General features: G+C 66.3%; 14 protein-coding genes and 2 pseudogenes. 9 read left to right on the top strand and 7 right to left on the bottom strand.

All coding sequences use genetic code 11. The features are described from left to right. Positions 1-58: 58 nt before the first annotated feature. Together GTV32_RS19885 and GTV32_RS19880 are read right to left on the bottom strand one after the other, a co-directional pair. Positions 59-948, bottom strand: a pseudogene (locus tag GTV32_RS19885) (3-oxoacyl-ACP reductase). 95 nt (positions 949-1,043) lie between these two features. Then, positions 1,044-1,232 (bottom strand): ferredoxin, encoded by a 189-nt coding sequence (locus GTV32_RS19880; protein ID WP_161061777.1) that lies wholly within the window; start codon positions 1,230-1,232, stop codon positions 1,044-1,046. Positions 1,233-1,389: 157 nt separating this feature from the next. Here GTV32_RS19880 and GTV32_RS19875 point away from each other — a divergent pair, with 157 nt between their 5' ends. From GTV32_RS19875 to GTV32_RS24160, 5 genes are all read left to right on the top strand, one after another. Beyond that, positions 1,390-2,607, top strand: coding sequence for an acyl-CoA dehydrogenase family protein (locus GTV32_RS19875; protein WP_161061776.1), 1,218 nt, complete (start codon positions 1,390-1,392; stop codon positions 2,605-2,607). Positions 2,608-2,693: 86 nt separating this feature from the next. After that, positions 2,694-3,842 (top strand): acyl-CoA dehydrogenase family protein, encoded by a 1,149-nt coding sequence (locus tag GTV32_RS19870; RefSeq protein WP_161061775.1) that lies wholly within the window; start codon positions 2,694-2,696, stop codon positions 3,840-3,842. Then, entirely contained in the window at positions 3,839-5,479 is a 1,641-nt protein-coding gene (locus GTV32_RS19865) for a long-chain-fatty-acid--CoA ligase (RefSeq protein ID WP_161061774.1), read from the top strand. The genes GTV32_RS19870 and GTV32_RS19865 overlap by 4 nt, the downstream gene beginning before the upstream one ends. 98 nt (positions 5,480-5,577) lie before the next feature. After that, positions 5,578-5,964, top strand: a complete 387-nt coding sequence (locus GTV32_RS24165) for a hypothetical protein (RefSeq protein ID WP_343287398.1) — start codon at positions 5,578-5,580, stop codon at positions 5,962-5,964. 2 nt (positions 5,965-5,966) lie between these two features. Then, positions 5,967-6,515, top strand: a complete 549-nt coding sequence (locus GTV32_RS24160; protein WP_343287397.1) for a hypothetical protein — start codon at positions 5,967-5,969, stop codon at positions 6,513-6,515. A gap of 75 nt (positions 6,516-6,590) precedes the next feature. Here the strand turns inward: GTV32_RS24160 and GTV32_RS19855 are convergent, their stop codons facing one another. Both GTV32_RS19855 and GTV32_RS19850 read right to left on the bottom strand, forming a co-directional pair. Next, complete coding sequence (locus GTV32_RS19855) at positions 6,591-7,739, bottom strand: nitronate monooxygenase family protein (RefSeq protein WP_161061773.1); 1,149 nt, start codon at positions 7,737-7,739, stop codon at positions 6,591-6,593. A 1-nt stretch (position 7,740) separates the two neighbouring features. After that, complete coding sequence (locus tag GTV32_RS19850; RefSeq protein WP_161061772.1) at positions 7,741-9,384, bottom strand: acyl-CoA synthetase; 1,644 nt, start codon at positions 9,382-9,384, stop codon at positions 7,741-7,743. 70 nt (positions 9,385-9,454) lie between these two features. Between GTV32_RS19850 and GTV32_RS19845 the strand changes: the two genes are divergently transcribed. Further along, the gene (locus GTV32_RS19845) at positions 9,455-10,276 is read left to right on the top strand and encodes a crotonase/enoyl-CoA hydratase family protein (protein WP_161061771.1); all 822 of its coding nucleotides are present in this window, start codon (positions 9,455-9,457) and stop codon (positions 10,274-10,276) included. Positions 10,277-10,327: 51 nt separating this feature from the next. On the opposite strand, the gene GTV32_RS19840 is transcribed toward GTV32_RS19845, so the two are convergent. From GTV32_RS19840 to GTV32_RS19830, 3 genes are all read right to left on the bottom strand, one after another. Then, the gene (locus GTV32_RS19840) at positions 10,328-11,743 is read right to left on the bottom strand and encodes a cytochrome P450 (RefSeq protein WP_343287396.1); all 1,416 of its coding nucleotides are present in this window, start codon (positions 11,741-11,743) and stop codon (positions 10,328-10,330) included. A gap of 31 nt (positions 11,744-11,774) precedes the next feature. Next, positions 11,775-12,419 carry a TetR/AcrR family transcriptional regulator gene (locus GTV32_RS19835; RefSeq protein ID WP_161061770.1) on the bottom strand — a complete coding sequence of 215 codons (645 nt, stop codon included), beginning with the start codon at positions 12,417-12,419 and terminating at the stop codon, positions 11,775-11,777. 127 nt (positions 12,420-12,546) lie between these two features. After that, complete coding sequence (locus tag GTV32_RS19830) at positions 12,547-13,584, bottom strand: LLM class F420-dependent oxidoreductase (protein WP_161061769.1); 1,038 nt, start codon at positions 13,582-13,584, stop codon at positions 12,547-12,549. A gap of 92 nt (positions 13,585-13,676) precedes the next feature. On the opposite strand from GTV32_RS19830, the pseudogene GTV32_RS19825 reads away from it, so the two are divergent. The 3 genes and pseudogenes from GTV32_RS19825 (at position 13,677) to GTV32_RS19815 (ending at position 16,980) form a co-directional block, all read left to right on the top strand. Continuing rightward, positions 13,677-14,710, top strand: a pseudogene (locus tag GTV32_RS19825) (OB-fold domain-containing protein). Between the two features lie 42 nt (positions 14,711-14,752). Continuing rightward, positions 14,753-15,802, top strand: a complete 1,050-nt coding sequence (locus tag GTV32_RS19820) for a thiolase domain-containing protein (protein WP_161061768.1) — start codon at positions 14,753-14,755, stop codon at positions 15,800-15,802. Further along, positions 15,802-16,980: a thiolase domain-containing protein gene (locus GTV32_RS19815; protein WP_161061767.1), complete on the top strand. Its 1,179-nt coding sequence runs from the start codon at positions 15,802-15,804 to the stop codon at positions 16,978-16,980. The genes GTV32_RS19820 and GTV32_RS19815 overlap by 1 nt, the downstream gene beginning before the upstream one ends. Positions 16,981-17,099: the final 119 nt, after the last annotated feature.

Below are 17,099 nucleotides of genomic sequence, written 5' to 3'. Positions count from 1 at the left end.
ACGCTGTGCTCGCCCAGCGAACACCGCGAACTTATCACGTGGTCAAGACACGTTCTGGTCAGTCGACCAATTCACTCGCCGAGAACGTCCGGCTCGCATCACGGTCGGCAAAGTAGCTGGTCAGCGTCTTCGCCAGGTCGCCATCTTCCCATGCAGCCCCCACTGCAGTGAAGGTTTCTTCCACCGTCGGAGCGGCCATCAGCATAACTTTGGCCCCGTATACCACGAAGACCTGTCCGGTAACTTTTTCGGCATCATTTCCCGCGAGAAACTTCACCAGCTTCACCACATGCTCGGGCGCGAGCGGATCAGCGCCGTCGTCGGGCGCCGCTCCGAAGACATCCGAGGTCATCGGTGTGCGGGCACGGGGGCAGATCGCATTGGCGCGGACTCCGTACCGCTCGAGCGCTCGCGATGCCGAGACCGTCAAGGCGATGATCCCGGACTTCGCCGCGGCGTAGTTCGCCTGGCCCCCCGGCCCGAGCAACCCGGCTTCCGACGCGGTGTTGATCAGCCGCCCGTAGACCGGCCCCCCGGCGGACTTCGAGGCACTGCGCCAATGGCTCGCCGCGTTGCGGTTGAGCAGGAAATGTCCGCGGAGGTGGACCCGGATCACCAGGTCCCACTCGTCGTCGGTCATGTTGAACAACATCTTGTCGCGGGTGATCCCGCGTTGCTCATCACGATGTCCAGACCACCGAGATCCTCGGTGGCGGTCCGCATGATCTCGGCGGCCGTCGCGGATTCACCGATGTCCCCCGCGACCGGTACCGCACGTCCACCGGCCGTCGTGATCACATCGATGACATCACTCGAATCGAGCGACGCGGCAAGGTCGTTCACGATCACCGTGGCTCCCTCACCGGCCAACCCGATCGCCTCAGCGCGACCGAGCCCCCCACCGGCTCCGGTAACGACCGCCACACGTCCGTCCAACGACTGACCCACGCCAGTTCCCTCCTCAAGGCTGCAACAAACTAGAACCTGTTCTAGCACGAACGCGCTCGGAGGGGAACCGCTTGGTCAGATTCCCGTCGTTCGGGTCACTCGAGGGAGAGCGCGGACTTGGGGCAGCTCGCCACCACCTGCCGCAGCTCCTCCTCACGCTCGGCCGGGACCTCTTCCTTGAGAATCACCAGGTAGTCGTCATCATCGAGGTCGAATACATCCGGTGCCATGCCCACGCACACGGCGTTGGACTCACAGAGGTCGAAATCTGCCTTGATTCGCATCCTGGCCACTCCTTCGAGACGGTTCGTCTGGTTGACGGGCTGTGTCATTCAGGTTAGAACGTGTTTCAGAAGTTGGCGAGTACCACTCACCATCCCCCGGTTGATCACTGTGACATATCGCCGGGCCGCCCCACTCGTCCCAGGACACGGAGACCCGATGCGCATCGCCTACACCGACCAACAAACGGACCTTCGTCGGGAGTTGCGATCCTACTTCGCGGCCCTGATGACCGACGAGCGCCGAGCCGCCCTGACCGGCGGCGAAGGTGAAATCGGCGAGGGCGACGCCTACCGCGACGTGGTTGCCCAGATGGGTGCCGACGGGTGGCTCGCCCTCGGCTGGCCGACCGAGTTCGGCGGTCAGAACCGATCCATGATGGACCAGCTGATCTTCACCGACGAGGCCGCGATCGCTGGCGCGCCGGTCCCGTTCCTGACCATCAACTCGGTTGCGCCGACGATCATGCACTACGGCACCGACGAGCAGAAGGCGTTCTTCCTGCCCAAGATCGCGGCGGGACAGTTGCACTTCTCCATCGGGTACTCGGAACCGGGCGCGGGTACCGACCTCGCCGCGCTCCGAACCACGGCGATCCGCGACGGCGACGAATACGTGATCAACGGCCAGAAGATGTGGACCAGCCTGGTCCCCTACGCCGACTACATCTGGCTCGCCTGCCGAACCGATCCGAGCGCCCTGACCGAGGACGGAAAGAAGCGCGGCCTCAAGAAGCACTCCGGCATCTCCATGATCATCGTGCCCGCCACCGCGGAGGGATTCAGCTACACCCCGGTGCACACGATGGCCGGCGTCGACACCAGTGCCACCTACTACCAGGACGTCCGGGTGCCCACCTCTGCGCTGGTCGGCGAGGAGGGCGGCGGCTGGCCGTTGGTGACCAATCAGCTCAACCACGAACGCGTCGCACTGTGCAGTGCTGCCCCCATCCAGACCGCGCTGCGCGAGACGATCGAGTGGGCACAACACACCAAGACCGGTGACGGGCAGCGCGTCATCGACACCGCGTGGGTCCAGAGCAACCTCGCACGGGTGCACGCCAAGGTCGAGTTCTTGAAGTTGATCAACTGGAAGATCGCGTCGATCGCCGCATCCGGCGCCTCCCCCAGCCCCGCCGACGCGTCCGCGACGAAGGTCTACGGCACCGAGTTCGCCACCGAGGCGTACCGATTGCTGATGGAGATCGTCGGACCCGCCGCGACATTGCGTCGTGGCAGCACCGGCGCGCACCTGCAGGGCCGGCTCGAGCGGTTCCAGCGGTCGTCGCTGATCCTCACCTTCGGTGGCGGGACGAACGAGGTCCAGCGCGACATCATCGGCATGCTTGCTCTCGGATTGCCGCACCAGCGCCGGTAGCCGCCCACCATCCGCTGGTCGAGTCGCCGCGACGAAGGAGCGGCGTATCGAGACCACACCACCCCACACCGAAAGCAGCACGAACAATGGATTTCACACTTCCCGAAGCCGGCGAGGACGTACGCGGGCTCGCGCGTGACATCGCCACCAAGATCAGCACTCCGGAGCGGGTCGCCGACCTCGAGGCCGCCGACGCGTCGCTCGACACCGAGCTCTGGCGCGAGCTGGGGACCGCCGGACTGCTCGGCCTCGAACTGTCGAGCGATGTGGCGGGCGAACGTGGCGGTGACCTCTCGGCGATCGAGAACGCCCTCGTCGCCGAGGAGCTCGGTCGGACGCTGGCCCGCGTCCCGTTCACCGTCCACGCCTGCGCCGCACTGCCCGTCGTCGCGGCCAGGGGCACCGCGACGCTGCGCGAGGCCCTCCTCGGCCCCGGCGCGGGTGGCGACACCATCGTCACCGTGGCGTTCGAAGAGGACCTCGGCTCCGACGTGACGGCCCCGACCGCCGCGGTGACGCGGTCCGGTGATCGCCTCACCCTCACCGGTACCAAGGTGAACGTCCCGTACGCCGTGGCCGCGAACACGTTGGTGGTCAACGCGATCGGCCCCGACGGCCCGGTCGCCGTCGTCGTGCCCGCCGACGATCCGGGCGTGCAGGTCACCGCCACCGCGTCGACCGGCAAGATCCCCACCGGCCAGATCGACTTCACCGACGTGACGGTCGGTCCAGAGCGCATCCTCGACGGAGGCGTCACCGCCGTCCACGACGTCGCAGATCGCCTGACACTGGCGATCTGCGCGGAACAGTCCGGGATCGTCTCCCGGGCACTGGAACTCACTGCCGAGTACGCCCGCGAACGGGAGCAGTTCGGCCGTGCGATCGGCTCGTTCCAGGCGGTCGCGCAGCGACTCGCCGACGGCTACATCGACTCCCAGGGCCTGTCCCTCACCACCACCCAGGCCGCGTGGATGCTCGCAAACCTCCATGGTGATGCGCCGACCGGCACCGAGACAGATCTGCGGACGGCGATCAACACCGCCAAGTTCTGGGCGACCGAGGCGGGCCATCGCGTCGCCCACACCACCGTGCACGTCCACGGTGGCGTCGGGTTGGACACGAGCCACCCGGTGCACCGGTACTTCCTGCGCGCCAAGCAGAACGAGTTCACCCTGGGGTCGTCGCCGGTCGTGCTCGCCTCCATCGGTGCCGTACTCGCCGACACACCGGTGTGACACTCGCAGCGCTGCTGTCCGCGCTCTCAGAGGTCGACGACCGCGGACTTCGCCACGACGACGAGTTCATCTCGTGGCGCTCCCATGTGGCCGCGTCCGCCGCTCGGGGTACCGCCCTGCGACGTCTGCTGCCCGCGGATCGTCCGCCGCACGTCGGCGTGCTCATGGAGAACTCACCCGAGTTCAGCTATCTGCTCGGCGCCGCGGCGATGGGCGCATTCGTCCTCGTCGGGTTGAACACCACCCGACGAGGGGCGGGACTGGCCGCGGACGTCGCGCGTTCGGACTGTCAGCTCGTGTTGACCGACAAGCGAACACGGCATCTGCTCGACGATGTGGATCTGGGCGGGGTTCCGGTGATCGACGTCGACGATGACCACTGGGTGATCTCGATACGCGACTCGCTCCGCTCGCCGCTACTCGATCAACAGGAGAACCGCGACGAAGGAGCAGCGCCCACCCGACGGTCGACTAGCCGCGACGAAGGAGCAGCACCCACCGGACGGTCGAGTAGCCGCGACGAAGGAGCGGCGTATCGAGACCACTCCCCCCAGCCCGACGACCTGATGATGCTGATCTTCACCTCAGGAACCACCGGCGACCCGAAGGCGGTCCGTTGCACGCAACGGAAGTTCGCCGAGAGCGGCCGGATGCTCGCGGAGCGATTCGAGATCGGACCCGACGACTGCGTGTATCTGGCGATGCCGATGTTCCATTCCAACGCGGTCATCGCGGGCTGGTCGGTCGCATTGGCCGGCGGTGCATCGATCGCCTTGCGGGATCGATTCTCCGCCAGCGGTTTTCTGCCCGACGTCCGTCGTCACGGGGTCACCTTCGCGAACTACGTCGGCAAACCGCTGAACTACATCCTGGCCACACCCGAACGTCCCGACGATGCCGACAACACGCTACGGATCATGTACGGCAACGAGGCCTCTGCCCGGGACCGGCTCCGATTCGCCGAACGTTTCGGCTGCCGTGTCGTCGACGGTTTCGGCTCCACCGAGGGTGGTGTCGCCATCACGCGAACTCCCGACACTCCGCCGGATGCGCTCGGGCCTCTGCGTGCCCCGACCGCGCTGATCGACCCGCAGACCGGCGATCCGGTTCCCGCGGGCGAGATCGGCGAGATCGTCAACTCGTCCGGACCCGGACTGTTCAGCGGCTACTACAACGACCCCGAGGCATCGTCGGAACGCCTCCGCGGCGGCGTCTACCACACCGGCGACCTCGCGTGGGTCGATGACGCCGGCTATCTCCACTTCGCCGGCAGGCTCGGCGATTGGCTTCGCGTGGACGGGGAGAACCTCGGCACCGGACCGATCGAACGTATTCTGTTGCGCCACCCGCACATCCGGCAGGTCGCCGTCTACGGCGTGCCGGTCGAGATCGGCGACGAGATCGAGGCGGTGCTCGTGTGCGACGGCGAGATGGACGCGGAGTCGTTCACCGACTTCCTCCGCGCACAATCCGATCTCGGGCCCAAGCAGTGGCCGCACCGGGTCCGGGTGACCGACGCCCTGCCCGACACGGCAACGTTCAAGACCGTGAAACGAACGCTGCGCGACACCCAGGAGCCACCCACCTGGGTCCGCGACGGCCATCGCTACCGGCACCCGGCGGCCACACCCGGCTGACCAAAGAGCACGCAGGACTCCCACAAACACGCAATACATACCGTGTTTGTGGGAGTTTTGGCAGCACCCGATTCGGCATGGACCCGATCAGGCGGTTCATGCGTCCAACCTTCATGAACGATTTCCCCGCCGGCCGTGACCGGATCACCTTCCGTCGTGACGCGCTGGCCCAAGGCTTCACCGACAACCAGCTCGCTCGCGCGGTGAGCGACGAGCAACTCACGCGGATATGGCCGGGCGCATTCGTCCCGACGGCCGAACTGCCGTCGAAACCTGAGCAACGACATCGCCTGCGCTCGTCCGCCGCCTTCGAGCTCAGCGGCCGCGGGTTTGCACTGAGCCACGAATCGGCGGCCCTGCAGCACGACCTGTCACTTCTGAACCCGCGACTGGACCGCGTCCATTTCGTCACGGGCCTCCGGGCCGGGGGCGGGTCGAGAAGCAACGCCATCTCCATGCCGGTCTGCTCGATCCGACCGATGTGACCATGATCGACGGTCTCGCCGTGACCACGATGGAACGGACGGCGATCGATGTCGCCTGCAGCGGAGGATTCGCGCAGGCGCTCGCGGTCATCGACTCGGCCTTGCGACATGGCGCCGACCGAGACGCGCTGGCCACGCTTCTCGAGGACCGCAGGCGCGGTGTTGCACAGGCCCGCCGGGCACTCGGCCTCGCCGACGCGGGCGCGGAGAACGCGGGTGAATCGTGGGGCCGTGCCCAGATCATCGAGGCCGGTCTGCCGGTTCCGCGCCTCCAACATGAGTTCTTCGACTCGAATGGCGACTTCATCGCGCGCACCGACTACGACTGGGTCGGCAAGCTTGCCGCCGAGTTCGACGGGATGACGAAGTATGAGCGGCATCTCCGCCCAGGTGAGACCCCGTTTGACGCCATGCGCCGGGAGAAGGAACGCGAGGATGCCCTCCGGCGCCTCGGGGTCATGGTGATCCGCTGGGTGTGGACCGATCTCCGGCATCGTCGGGTCGTACCGATGGTTCGGGAATGGCTCGAGCGAGAGGGGATCGCCGCCTGACACAGCAAGAACTCCCACAAACACGCAATGCATACCGTGTTTGTGGGAGTTCTCCGTGTTGTCGGACGCGAAGCGTCAGGCGACCGGCGTACCCAGGGTGCGGTTCATCCTGGCCACCGCCTCGTCGTACTCGCTCACGAGTCCGGCGATCATGTCCGCCACCGGCACGATCTCATTGCACCGTCCGACGATCTGGCCGGCAGGCATCGCGACCACGTCGGGATCATCGGCCGCCGAGATCCGCGCGTGCGCCTCGGCGACGAGCAGGTTCTGCAGCGGCATCGGCAGCGGGTCCGGCGCACCCGGCGCATCCCACGCGTCGGTCCACTTGGTCTTCAACAGGCGTGCGGGTTTGCCCGAGTAGATGCGACGCCGCACGGTGTCCCGCGAGGTCGCCTTCAACAGCGCCTTCTGGACGGTCGACGGCCCGTCGGCATCGGGTTCCATGCCCAGCTTGTACTCGGCAGCGGTCAGCCAGTACGTGCCCATCCACACGCCCTGGGCACCCAGTGCTATCGCGGCGGCGATCTGCCGGCCACTACCCACTCCGCCCGCGGCCAGCACTGGTGCCGAATCCTGAACGGCATCAACGAGTTCGGGCCACAGGATCATCGATGTGACCTCGCCCGTGTGCCCGCCACCCTCGTAACCCTGTGCGATGACGATGTCGACACCGGCCTCGACGTGGTGCAGGGCATGGTCCTTCGCACCGGCCAGAGCGGCCACCAAGACGCCGTTGTCGTGCGACGTCTGGATCACGTCCGACGGCGGTGAACCGAGTGCGTTGGCGATCAGCTTGATCTGGCCGTACTTACGCGCATGCTCCATCGAGATGTCGACGTGTGACCGGGCCACCGAGTGCAACCACCCGAGCACCCCGGCGTCCACCCGATCGCCGTTCGGCAGGGGCGGCACGCCCAGGTCGTCGAGTGTGCGCTCGACGAAGGCGCGATGCTCCGGTGAGATCATCGAGTCCAGATCGACCTTGCTGCCCTCGGTCGGGATCTTCGCGGGCATCACGATGTCGACGCCGAACGGCTTGCCGTCGGTGTTCTCGTGCATCCACTCGAGGACCTCGTCGAGTTCGTCGGCCTCGTTGAAGCGGACACAGCCGAGCACACCGAGGCCACCGGCGCGACTGATCGCGGCGGCGACATCCTGGCTCGGGGTGAACCCGAAGATCGGGTATTCGATGCCGAATCGATCGGCGAGTTCGGTACGCATGTCAGCTCTTCTCCGGCGCGCCGAGCGCCTCATCTGCGGGACGTTCCTGGGTGATGCCGGCACCCCACCGGTAGTCGGGTTTGCCCGCCGGAGATCGCTTGATCTCGTCGACGAACCACACGCTGCGGGGACATTTGTACCCCGCGAGTTCTTTTCGGACGACGTCGTTCAGATCGGCCAACGCGGGACGTGCATCTCCGCGACTCGCGATCACGGCGGCGACCCGCTGGCCGAACCGGTCGTCGGGAACTCCGACGACCACGGTGTCGAACACATCCGGATGGGCCTTGAGGGCGCCCTCGACCTCTTCGGGGAACACCTTCTCGCCGCCGGTGTTGATCGACACCGATCCCCGGCCGAGCATCGTGATGCTGCCGTCGGCCTCGAGTTGGGCCGAGTCGCCGGGCAGTGAGTAACGAACCCCGTTGAACTCCCGGAAGGTCTTCGCCGACTTCTCCGGATCGTTGTGATAGCGCAACGGGATGTGCCCGGACCGCGCCAGCACTCCGACCTCGCCGCTGCCCGGCTCGACCGGAGTTCCGTCCTCGCGCAGGACATGGGTCTCGCTGTCGGCGTTCACGCGCGGTCCACCGGTGTGCGGGGTGTCCTTGGCGACCACGCCCAACCCGCCGAAACCGGTCTCCGACGATCCGATCGCGTCGATGATCACCGCGTTCGGGAAGCGGTCGAGGAACTGCTCCTTGATGCTCGGCGAGAACAGACAGGCCGACGAGGCGACCGACACCACGCTGGACAGGTCATAGTCGTCCTTCTGCGCGAGAGCCTCGATCATCGGACGTCCCATCGCATCTCCGGTGATGAAGATGACGTTCACGCCGTGCCGTTCGACGGCCTCCCACGCCGCCGGGCCGCTGAAGTCCGGGTAGACAACAGCTTTGCCACCACCGAACAACGCCTGGAACACCGCCCACTGCGAGCCGCCGTGGATGAACGGCGGTATCGGGAAGCGCACCAGCTGTCCGCCGTCGGCGCCCGCACGTGCCAACTGCCATTCATCGGCGACGGGTTCACTTGTGTACCAGTCGATACCACCCCCGAGGACGCGCCAGACGTCTTCCTGACGCCACACCACGCCTTTCGGCTTGCCGGTGGTGCCGCCGGTGTAGAGCATGTACAGGTCGTCCTCGGAGCGATCCTCGAAATCCCGCTCCGGCGAGGACTCGGCGATGGCGTCCTCGTAACGGATCGCATCGTCGTAACCCCCACAGCTCAGCTCGGCGTCGGTGCCGTCCTCGATCGCGATGCGGTGCCGGATCGACGGCGCTTTCGGCAACGTGTTGCACACGCGTTGGCAGTACTGGCGTTCGTGGATGAGCACCGACATCCCGGAATCGGTGAAGATGTGTTCGAGCTCGGACTCCACGTACCGGAAATTGACGTTGACCATCACCGCGCGGGCCTTGAAGATCGCGACCATCGCCTCGACCGACTCGATGGTGTTCCGGCTGTACAACCCCACCCTGTCACCCGGCTGCACACCGAGATCGCGGAGCTTGTGAGCGAGCGCATTGGACCGTGCCTCCAGTTCGGTATAGGTCCGCGACTCCTCACCCGAGACGAGGGCTGTTCGTTCGGGCATGAGATCGACCGCATGCTCGATGAGGTCGGCAATCGTATAGGCCATGGCTTCAAAATTAGAACGTGTTATCGTTTCGGGCAAGCAGCAATCACGACTGGATTCGCGAGGGACGACGATGACCACATTTGCCGGTTCCGACACTGCCACCGAGCGAGGACCCGACTGCCTCGTCGAGAAACGCGGGCACGTTCTGGTCGTGACGATGAACCGCCCGGAAGCGCGTAACGCCCTGTCGGCCGAGATGATGCGGATCATGGTGGAGGCCTGGGATCAGGTCGACAACGATCCGGACATCCGGGTGGCGGTCCTGACCGGCGCCGGCGGCGCCTTCTGCGCCGGCATGGACCTCAAGGCGATGAACAAGAACTCGCCCGGCGACACCGCTGATTCGGGGTCGTGGAATCCCGCCAGCCTGCCGGCTCTGCTCAAGGGTCGCCGTCTCACCAAGCCGTTGATCGCCGCCGTGGAGGGTGCCGCCATCGCCGGTGGCACCGAGATCCTGCAGGGCACCGACATCCGAGTGGCCGGCGAGAAGGCGAAATTCGGTGTGGCCGAGGCGCGTTGGGGGCTGTTCCCGCTGGGCGGCAGCGCCGTTCGGCTGCCGCGCCAGATCCCGTACACCATCGCGGCGGATCTCTTGCTGACCGGCAGGCACATCACCGCCGCCGAGGCCAAGGAGTACGGCCTCATCGGTTATGTGGTGCCAGACGGTTCGGCGCTCGACAAGGCACTCGAGATCGCCGAGACCATCGCGGCCAACGGCCCGCTCGCCGTCCAGGCGATCCTCAAGACCATGCGCGACACCGAGGGCATGCACGAACTCGACGCCTTCGAGATCGAGTCCAAGCTCGGCATCTCCGTCTTCAAGAGCAAGGATGCGAAGATCGGACCGAAGGCCTTCGCCAACAAGGAAAAGCCGGTCTTCACCGGCGAGTGATCGCGATTCGGTAGCAGCAGTCCGCGGCCAGAGCGCACTGTTGCTACCGAATCATGCGTTCAGGGCCGGCTCCCGACGCGGCTCCAGCCCCAGCTCGAAGTCCCGTGGCACCATCGTCAGTCGTTCGTCGACGGCGAGTCGATAGTCGGGATCGGCGGTCAGGTCGTAGCGGTGGAGCAGACACGCGAGGACCAGCACTGCCTCGTGGATGGCGAACTGCCTGCCGATACATGCCCGCAGTCCACTTCCGAACGGCTTGTAGCTGTGCGCGGGCCGCTGCTTGATGTTCGCCGGCAGGAACCGATCCGGATCGTAGACGTCGGGATCGTGCCAGACGGCGGGATCGCGATGCACCTGACCGAGGACGATCACGGCCCAATCCTCCGGCCGCATCAGATATCGATCCGCGAGCACGGTCTCCGACCGCGGACTCCGGGCGAATGCCGGCACCGTCGGCCAGATCCGGAGCGCCTCGTCGAGACACCGGCGGATGTAGCGGAACTTCGGCACCTGCTCGAAGGTGGGTGTCGCGTGGGGATCGCCGCCGAGGATCTCATCGGCCTCCCGCTGCGCGGCGGCCAGGCACTCGGGATTTCTGGACAGATAGTAGAGCGTGAACGACAAAGCCCCCGAGGTCGTTTCATGCCCGGCCACCAGGAATGTCAAGATCTGATAGCGGATGTTCAACGGCGACAGACGCTCACCGGTCTCCGGGTGGGACACGTTGAGCATGATCCCCAGGAGGTCGTGCTGTGCGCTGGAGCCGGCCCGCTCGGCGATCAGGTCGTCGAGGAGCCGATCCACATAGGCCTGCTGGTCGGCGTTGCGACGATCCAGGTACCTCCCGAGGAGCCGACCGCCCGGCGCAGTCAACAAGCCACCCTTGCGCCTGCCGGTCTCCAATGCCCGGATCATCGCGTCCACGAAGGGGTGCGGCTGCGATGTGGTGAACGATCCGAAGTCGTGGCTGAACGCGGCACGGCTGAGAGTCTCCATGGTCAGCTTGGTCATCGACCGGGTGACGTCGACCGGCCCGCTCTGGCGATCCCAGTATTCGAAGAGCTCACCGGCCGTCTCGAGCATGATCGGGTGATACGACTGCATGGCGGCCTTCGTGAAGGCCGGCATCAGCAGTTCGTGTGCCAGCTGCCAATTCGGTTCATCGTTGTGTGCGGTGAACAAGCCGTCGCCGGCGTACTGACGGAGCGCCGTGATCGCCGGTGGCAGTGCCTTGCAGAAGCGCGACTCGTCGCTGAGTTCGGCGGTGAGCTCCGCGGTCGAGACGAACACGAAATTCTGCCGGAAGATCCGCATCTCGTAGATCGGACCGAGATCGGCACCCCATTCGAGAAGACTCAGCAACGGATGTCGAGGATCGGACACGCCGAGATCACCGATGAAAGGTTTACGCCGGCCGGCATGCGGAAAGGACTGCCCCGACCAATCGTTCTTCAGTTTCCTGCCCACGGTTCGACGATGCGCGCGGCGCCAGAGGATGTCAATCCGCCTCTGGGTGGATATTCGCCACCTCGATCGGGTTGGCCGCGCCTGCTCCCGCCGCGACCGCCGGAGCGACCCAGCGCCGCAGATAGAGTCGCAGATCCGCACCCGACCGGGCGGGCTCACCCGGGTCGACGATGAAGGATTGCAGTGTCCGCAACATGAACTCGACCAACTCGTCGAGGTCGGCGTCGTTCCAACCCTGGGCATGCCAATCGACACCGACCTCGTCGATGATCGATCGCCCGAGGCCAATGGCCTCCGGCGAGGTGACCTCGTCGAGATACCGCGACCTGCCCGCAGCATTGAACATCAACGCGAAGCGTTGGTTGGCACGCAGTTGTTCGATCGTGATGGCGATTCCTTCGACCACCGCATCGGCCGGGCTCACGATCTCGCGCAACCGCGCGGACAACTCCAGGAGGAACTCGGCCGCCGCCGATTCGGCGGTCGCCAACACAATGGAATCGGCACCCGAGAAGTAGCGGTACACGGTTTCGCGCGGTACTCCGGAACGCTGTGCGACCCGCCGGACGCTGACCGATTCATCGGCTTCGATGAGTTCGGCCGCGACCTCGACGATGCGATCGATCGTCGAGGTGTCGTCGACCGGCGTGGAATCTTCCCATCCGTCAGTCAGCATCGGTCACCGCCCCTCGGCCGGATCGAGATCAGATCCGCTGGGCCGCCTCCCGGGCATCGCCTTCGAATCAACAGACCGCTCAATTCTTCTCACCGCCGCCTCTTGTCACCACCGCCGACGCCATGGATCAGACCAACGTGGCGAGTTGTCGGATCGTGTCTGTGTCGCGAGCGGTCACCAAGAGCATGCTGACGCCGGCGGCCTCCCACTGTTTGATCTGCGCGCGGACCTCGTCGGCGGTCCCGACGATCATCGTCTCCCGGACCATCTCGTCCGGCACCGCTGCCATCGCCTCGGCCTTCTTTCCGGCGCGGAAGAGGGCGCCGATCTCATCGACGGCATCGCCGTACCCCATCCGGCGGTACAACTCGGCGTGAAAGTTCTTCTCCTTGGCACCCATCCCACCGACATAGAGCGCCGTCGACGGCCGGTACCGCTCGATCGCGGCCGAGACGTCGTCGGTGATGACCACCTGGGCGGTCGCCGCCACCTCGAAATCGTCACGAGTGCGACGTGCGCCCGACCGCGCGAATCCTTCGGCGAGCCATTCCTCGTACTGGTCGGCGAGCCGCAGACTGTAGAAGATCGCCAGCCATCCGTCGGCGATCTCCGCGGTCTGCGCGACGTTCCTGGGCCCTTCGGCACCGAGCCAGATCGGGAGGTCGGCTCGCAGCGGGTGCGTGATCGGTTTGAGCGACTTGCCCAGACCGCTCGATCCGGGCGCCTGTGCCGGATACGGGAGCGGGTAATGCTGCCCCGCGTTGCGCACCGGCGCCTCCCGCGCCAGCACGTCCCGCACCACCTGCACGTACTCACGCGTTCTGGCAAGCGGTTTGGTGAACGGCTGGCCGTACCAGCCCTCGACGACCTGCGGCCCGGACACTCCCAGCCCCACGATGTGGCGACCGCCCGACAGGTGATCGAGGGTCAGCGCGTGCATCGCCAACGATGTCGGCGGCCGTGCGGAGAGTTGCGCCACAGAGGTTCCCAGCTTGATCCGCTCCGTCGCGGCACCCCACCATGCCAGCGGCGTGTAGGCATCCGAACCCCATGATTCCGCCGTGAAGACCGCCTCGAACCCCACGTCTTCGGCGGCCGCGATCAACGCCGGAGCGTTGTCGATGGGCCCCTGTCCCCAATAACCGAGCTGTAGTCCGAGCTTCACCTGGCGTCCTCCAACGTCGCCCCGGCCGCGGCGGGTCCGAGTCCGTGACATGCATCTTGTGCCTCAATACTAGAACGTGTTCTACTCGATGCGTGAGCACCAGCACAACAGCACCCCGTCCGGCCCCGGCCAGCCCCGTCGCGGCGGTACCCGAGCCGGAGTCCCCGATCCTCACCGCCCCCTTGAAGAACTCGTTCGAGTACACGCGTTCGCTGGGTCCGGTCTTGAGTCAGTTCGCACTCGCGCTGCGCGACGGCCGCATCGTCGGCTCGAAGAGCAGCGGCGGTACCGTCTCGGTCCCGCCCGTCGAGTTCGATCCCGCCGGTGGCGCCCCCACGAGCGAGTTGGTCGACGTCGCGTCGACCGGCACCGTCGTCTCGTGGTCGTGGCAGCAGGAGCCGCTCGACCCGCAGCCCCTCGACAAGCCGTTCGCATGGGCGCTCATCAAGCTGGACGGTGCCGACACGTCCCTGCTGCACGTGGTCGCCGTCGACTCCGCCGACGACATCTCGACCGGTCTTCGCGTGCACGCCGTCTGGCGCCCCGCACGGGTGGGCCGGATCGACGACATCGCCTACTTCGCTCCCGGCGAGGCCGGCGACGCCGCCCCGGCAAACGAGGCCGAGAACCCGAGGGCGACCTCGTCGTCATGACCACGCCGATCACCACCGAGATCGCCCACTCCGCAACCGAAGAGGAGTCCTGGTACCTCGAAGGGCTCAAGGCAGGCAAGCTCTACGGCTCGCGGATCGGTTCCGGTGTCGACGCCGGGCGCGTCTACTTCCCGCCACGCAAGGTCAGCCCCGCCGACGGCGCCGAGGCTGCCGAGCGGGTGGAGCTGGGTCAGACCGGGATCGTCACGACGTTCTGCATCGTCAATGTGCCCTTCCAGGGTCAGCGGATCAAGCCGCCCTACGTGGCCGCCTACGTCTTGCTCGACGGTTCGGACATCCCGTTCCTGCACCTCATCCTGGACTGTGCCGCAGAGGATGTGCGGATGGGCATGCGCGTCAAGGCCGTCTGGCTTCCCGAGGACGAGTGGGAGCACTCGATCGGCAACATCAGCCACTTCGCCCCCACCGGAGAGCCCGACGCCGAATACGAGACCTACCGCGATCACCTCTGATCGATCATCTGACACTTCTTCGCTGAAGAACTAGGAGCACCTGTGACACTCCCCCGGATTGCGATCATCGGGTTCGCGCACAGCCCGAACATCGTCGGGACCCACGGCACCACCAACGGTGTCGAAATGCTGATCCCTTGTTTCCAGAAGCTGTACGCCGACATCGGCATCTCCCGCACCGATATCGAGTTCTGGTGCAGCGGATCGTCGGATTACCTTGCCGGACGCGCATTCTCGTTCATCTCGGCCATCGACTCGATCGGCGCCATGCCGCCGATCAACGAGTCACACGTCGAGATGGACGCCGCGTGGGCGCTGTACGAGGCCTGGGTGAAGATCGCCACCGGCGAGGTCGACCTCGCGCTCGCGTACGGATTCGGCAAGTCCACCGCGGGCAACATGGATCAGACCCTCGCCCTGCAGACCGATCCCTACACCGTCGGACCGCTGTGGCCCGATGCCCGCTCCCTCGGCGCCCTGCAGGCACGTGCCGGCATCGATTCGGGAGCCTGGACCGAAGCCGACATGGCCGCGGTCGCCGCCCGTACCACCGGAGCCTCGGTCGACGACCTGCTCGCGGCCGACCTCGTCGCCGATCCGCTTCGCGCACACGACATCGCCCCGTACACCGATGCGGCCGCCGCGGTGATCATCGCCAGCGAACGACGAGCCCGTGAGCTCGTCGCCAACCCGGCGTTCATCACCGGCTGGGACCACCGCATCGACACCCCGAACTTCGGGGCGCGTGACCTGACCACGTCGCCGTCGACCTCGCTCGCCGCCGACACCGCCTTCCGCCATCGCACGCGGGCGGTCGACGTGGCCGAGATCCACGCACCGTTCACGCACCAGGAGTTGATCGTGCGCAACGCGATCGGCCTGCCCGATTCGGTGCGGATCAACCCGTCCGGTGGCGCACTCACCGGGAACTCGCTGTTCTCGGCGGGTCTGCAGCGGGTGGGCTACGCCGCACACGAGATCCTGACCGGCCAGGCCGAGACCGCGCTGGCACATGCGACGAGCGGCCCGCTGTTGCAACAGAACATGGTGGTCACCCTGAGCGCTGACGAGAATGCGGGAGACGAGAACTGATGGCACACAACAATCGCGCGGCGGTCCTCGGCACCGGCCAGACCAAGTACGTCGCCAAGCGACACGACGTGACGATGGCGGGCATGTGCCGCGAGGCCATCGACGCCGCCCTCGCGGACGCGAAGGTCTCCATCGACGACATCGATGCGATCGTCATCGGAAAGGCCCCCGACCTCTTCGAGGGTTCGATGATGCCCGAGCTCGCGATGGCCGAGGCCATCGGCGCGGTCGGCAAGCGGATGATCCGTGTCCACACCGCCGGTTCGGTGGGCGGCTCCACCGCGAACGTTGCCGCATCCCTGGTGTTCGCCGGTGTTCATCGTCGAGTGCTGGCCATCGCGTGGGAGAAGCAGTCGGAGTCGAATGCCATGTGGGCGTTGTCGATCCCGGTTCCGTTCACCAAGCCGGTGGGTGCGGGTGCGGGCGGATTCTTCGCACCGCACGTCCGGTCCTACATCCGCCAGTCGGGCGCACCGTCGCACATCGGCGCGATCGTCGCGGCCAAGGACCGGCGCAACGGCTCCAAGAACCCACTGGCCCACCTCCAGCAGGCCGACATCACCAAGGAGAAGGTGATGGAGTCCCAGATGCTGTGGGACCCGATCCGTTACGACGAGACCTGCCCGTCGTCGGACGGTGCGTGCGCGGTGGTGATCGGTGACGAACAGGCAGCCGACGACGCCGTGTCCGCGGGTGATCCGGTGGCCTGGATTCACGCCACCGCGATGCGTACCGAACCGCTCTCGTATGCCCACCGCAACGTCGTGAGCCCGCAGGCCGGCCGCGATGCGGCTGCTGCCCTGTGGAAATCGGGCGGCATCAGCAATCCCCTCCAGGAGATCGACGCGGCCGAGATCTACGTTCCGTTCTCCTGGTTCGAACCGATGTGGCTGGAGAATCTCGGGTTTGTCGGTGAAGGCGAGGGCTGGAAGCTCACCGAGGCCGGCGAGACCGAGATCGGCGGACAGCTGCCGGTCAACGCCTCCGGTGGCGTGCTGTCGTCGAACCCGATCGGCGCTTCGGGCATGATCCGCTTCGCCGAGGCCGCCATCCAGGTGATGAACAAGGCGGGCGACCATCAGGTCCCCGACGCCCGCAAGGCCCTCGGGCACGCGTACGGCGGTGGCTCGCAGTACTTCTCGATGTGGCTGGTGGGGGCGGACAAGCCCGCCCACTGACCCGCACACGCGCTGACAGCAACACGGATCCCGCTGACAGCAACCGTCCTTTCGCCGACAGCAACCTCTCACTCATCCGAGCGGTTGCTGTCGGCGAAATTCGTGTTGCTGTCGGCGGG

This window comes from Gordonia sp. SID5947 (assembly GCF_009862785.1).
In the GTDB taxonomy this organism is placed as follows: domain Bacteria; phylum Actinomycetota; class Actinomycetes; order Mycobacteriales; family Mycobacteriaceae; genus Gordonia.
This window is presented reverse-complemented; position numbering and strand designations above follow the sequence as displayed.

Bases quoted from the DNA above. Each gene is read 5' to 3' on its own strand.
- GTV32_RS19815 (WP_161061767.1), top strand. From the start codon at position 15,802: ATGGCACACAACAATCGCGCGGCGGTCCTCGGCACCGGCCAGACCAAG.
- GTV32_RS19845 (WP_161061771.1), top strand. From the start codon at position 9,455: ATGACCACATTTGCCGGTTCCGACACTGCCACCGAGCGAGGACCCGAC.
- GTV32_RS24160 (WP_343287397.1), top strand. From the start codon at position 5,967: ATGATCGACGGTCTCGCCGTGACCACGATGGAACGGACGGCGATCGAT.
- GTV32_RS19870 (WP_161061775.1), top strand. From the start codon at position 2,694: ATGGATTTCACACTTCCCGAAGCCGGCGAGGACGTACGCGGGCTCGCG.
- GTV32_RS19855 (WP_161061773.1), bottom strand. From the start codon at position 7,739: ATGCGTACCGAACTCGCCGATCGATTCGGCATCGAATACCCGATCTTC.
- GTV32_RS19880 (WP_161061777.1), bottom strand. From the start codon at position 1,232: ATGCGAATCAAGGCAGATTTCGACCTCTGTGAGTCCAACGCCGTGTGC.
- GTV32_RS19835 (WP_161061770.1), bottom strand. From the start codon at position 12,419: ATGCTGACTGACGGATGGGAAGATTCCACGCCGGTCGACGACACCTCG.
- GTV32_RS19850 (WP_161061772.1), bottom strand. From the start codon at position 9,384: ATGGCCTATACGATTGCCGACCTCATCGAGCATGCGGTCGATCTCATG.
- GTV32_RS19875 (WP_161061776.1), top strand. From the start codon at position 1,390: ATGCGCATCGCCTACACCGACCAACAAACGGACCTTCGTCGGGAGTTG.
- GTV32_RS24165 (WP_343287398.1), top strand. From the start codon at position 5,578: ATGCGTCCAACCTTCATGAACGATTTCCCCGCCGGCCGTGACCGGATC.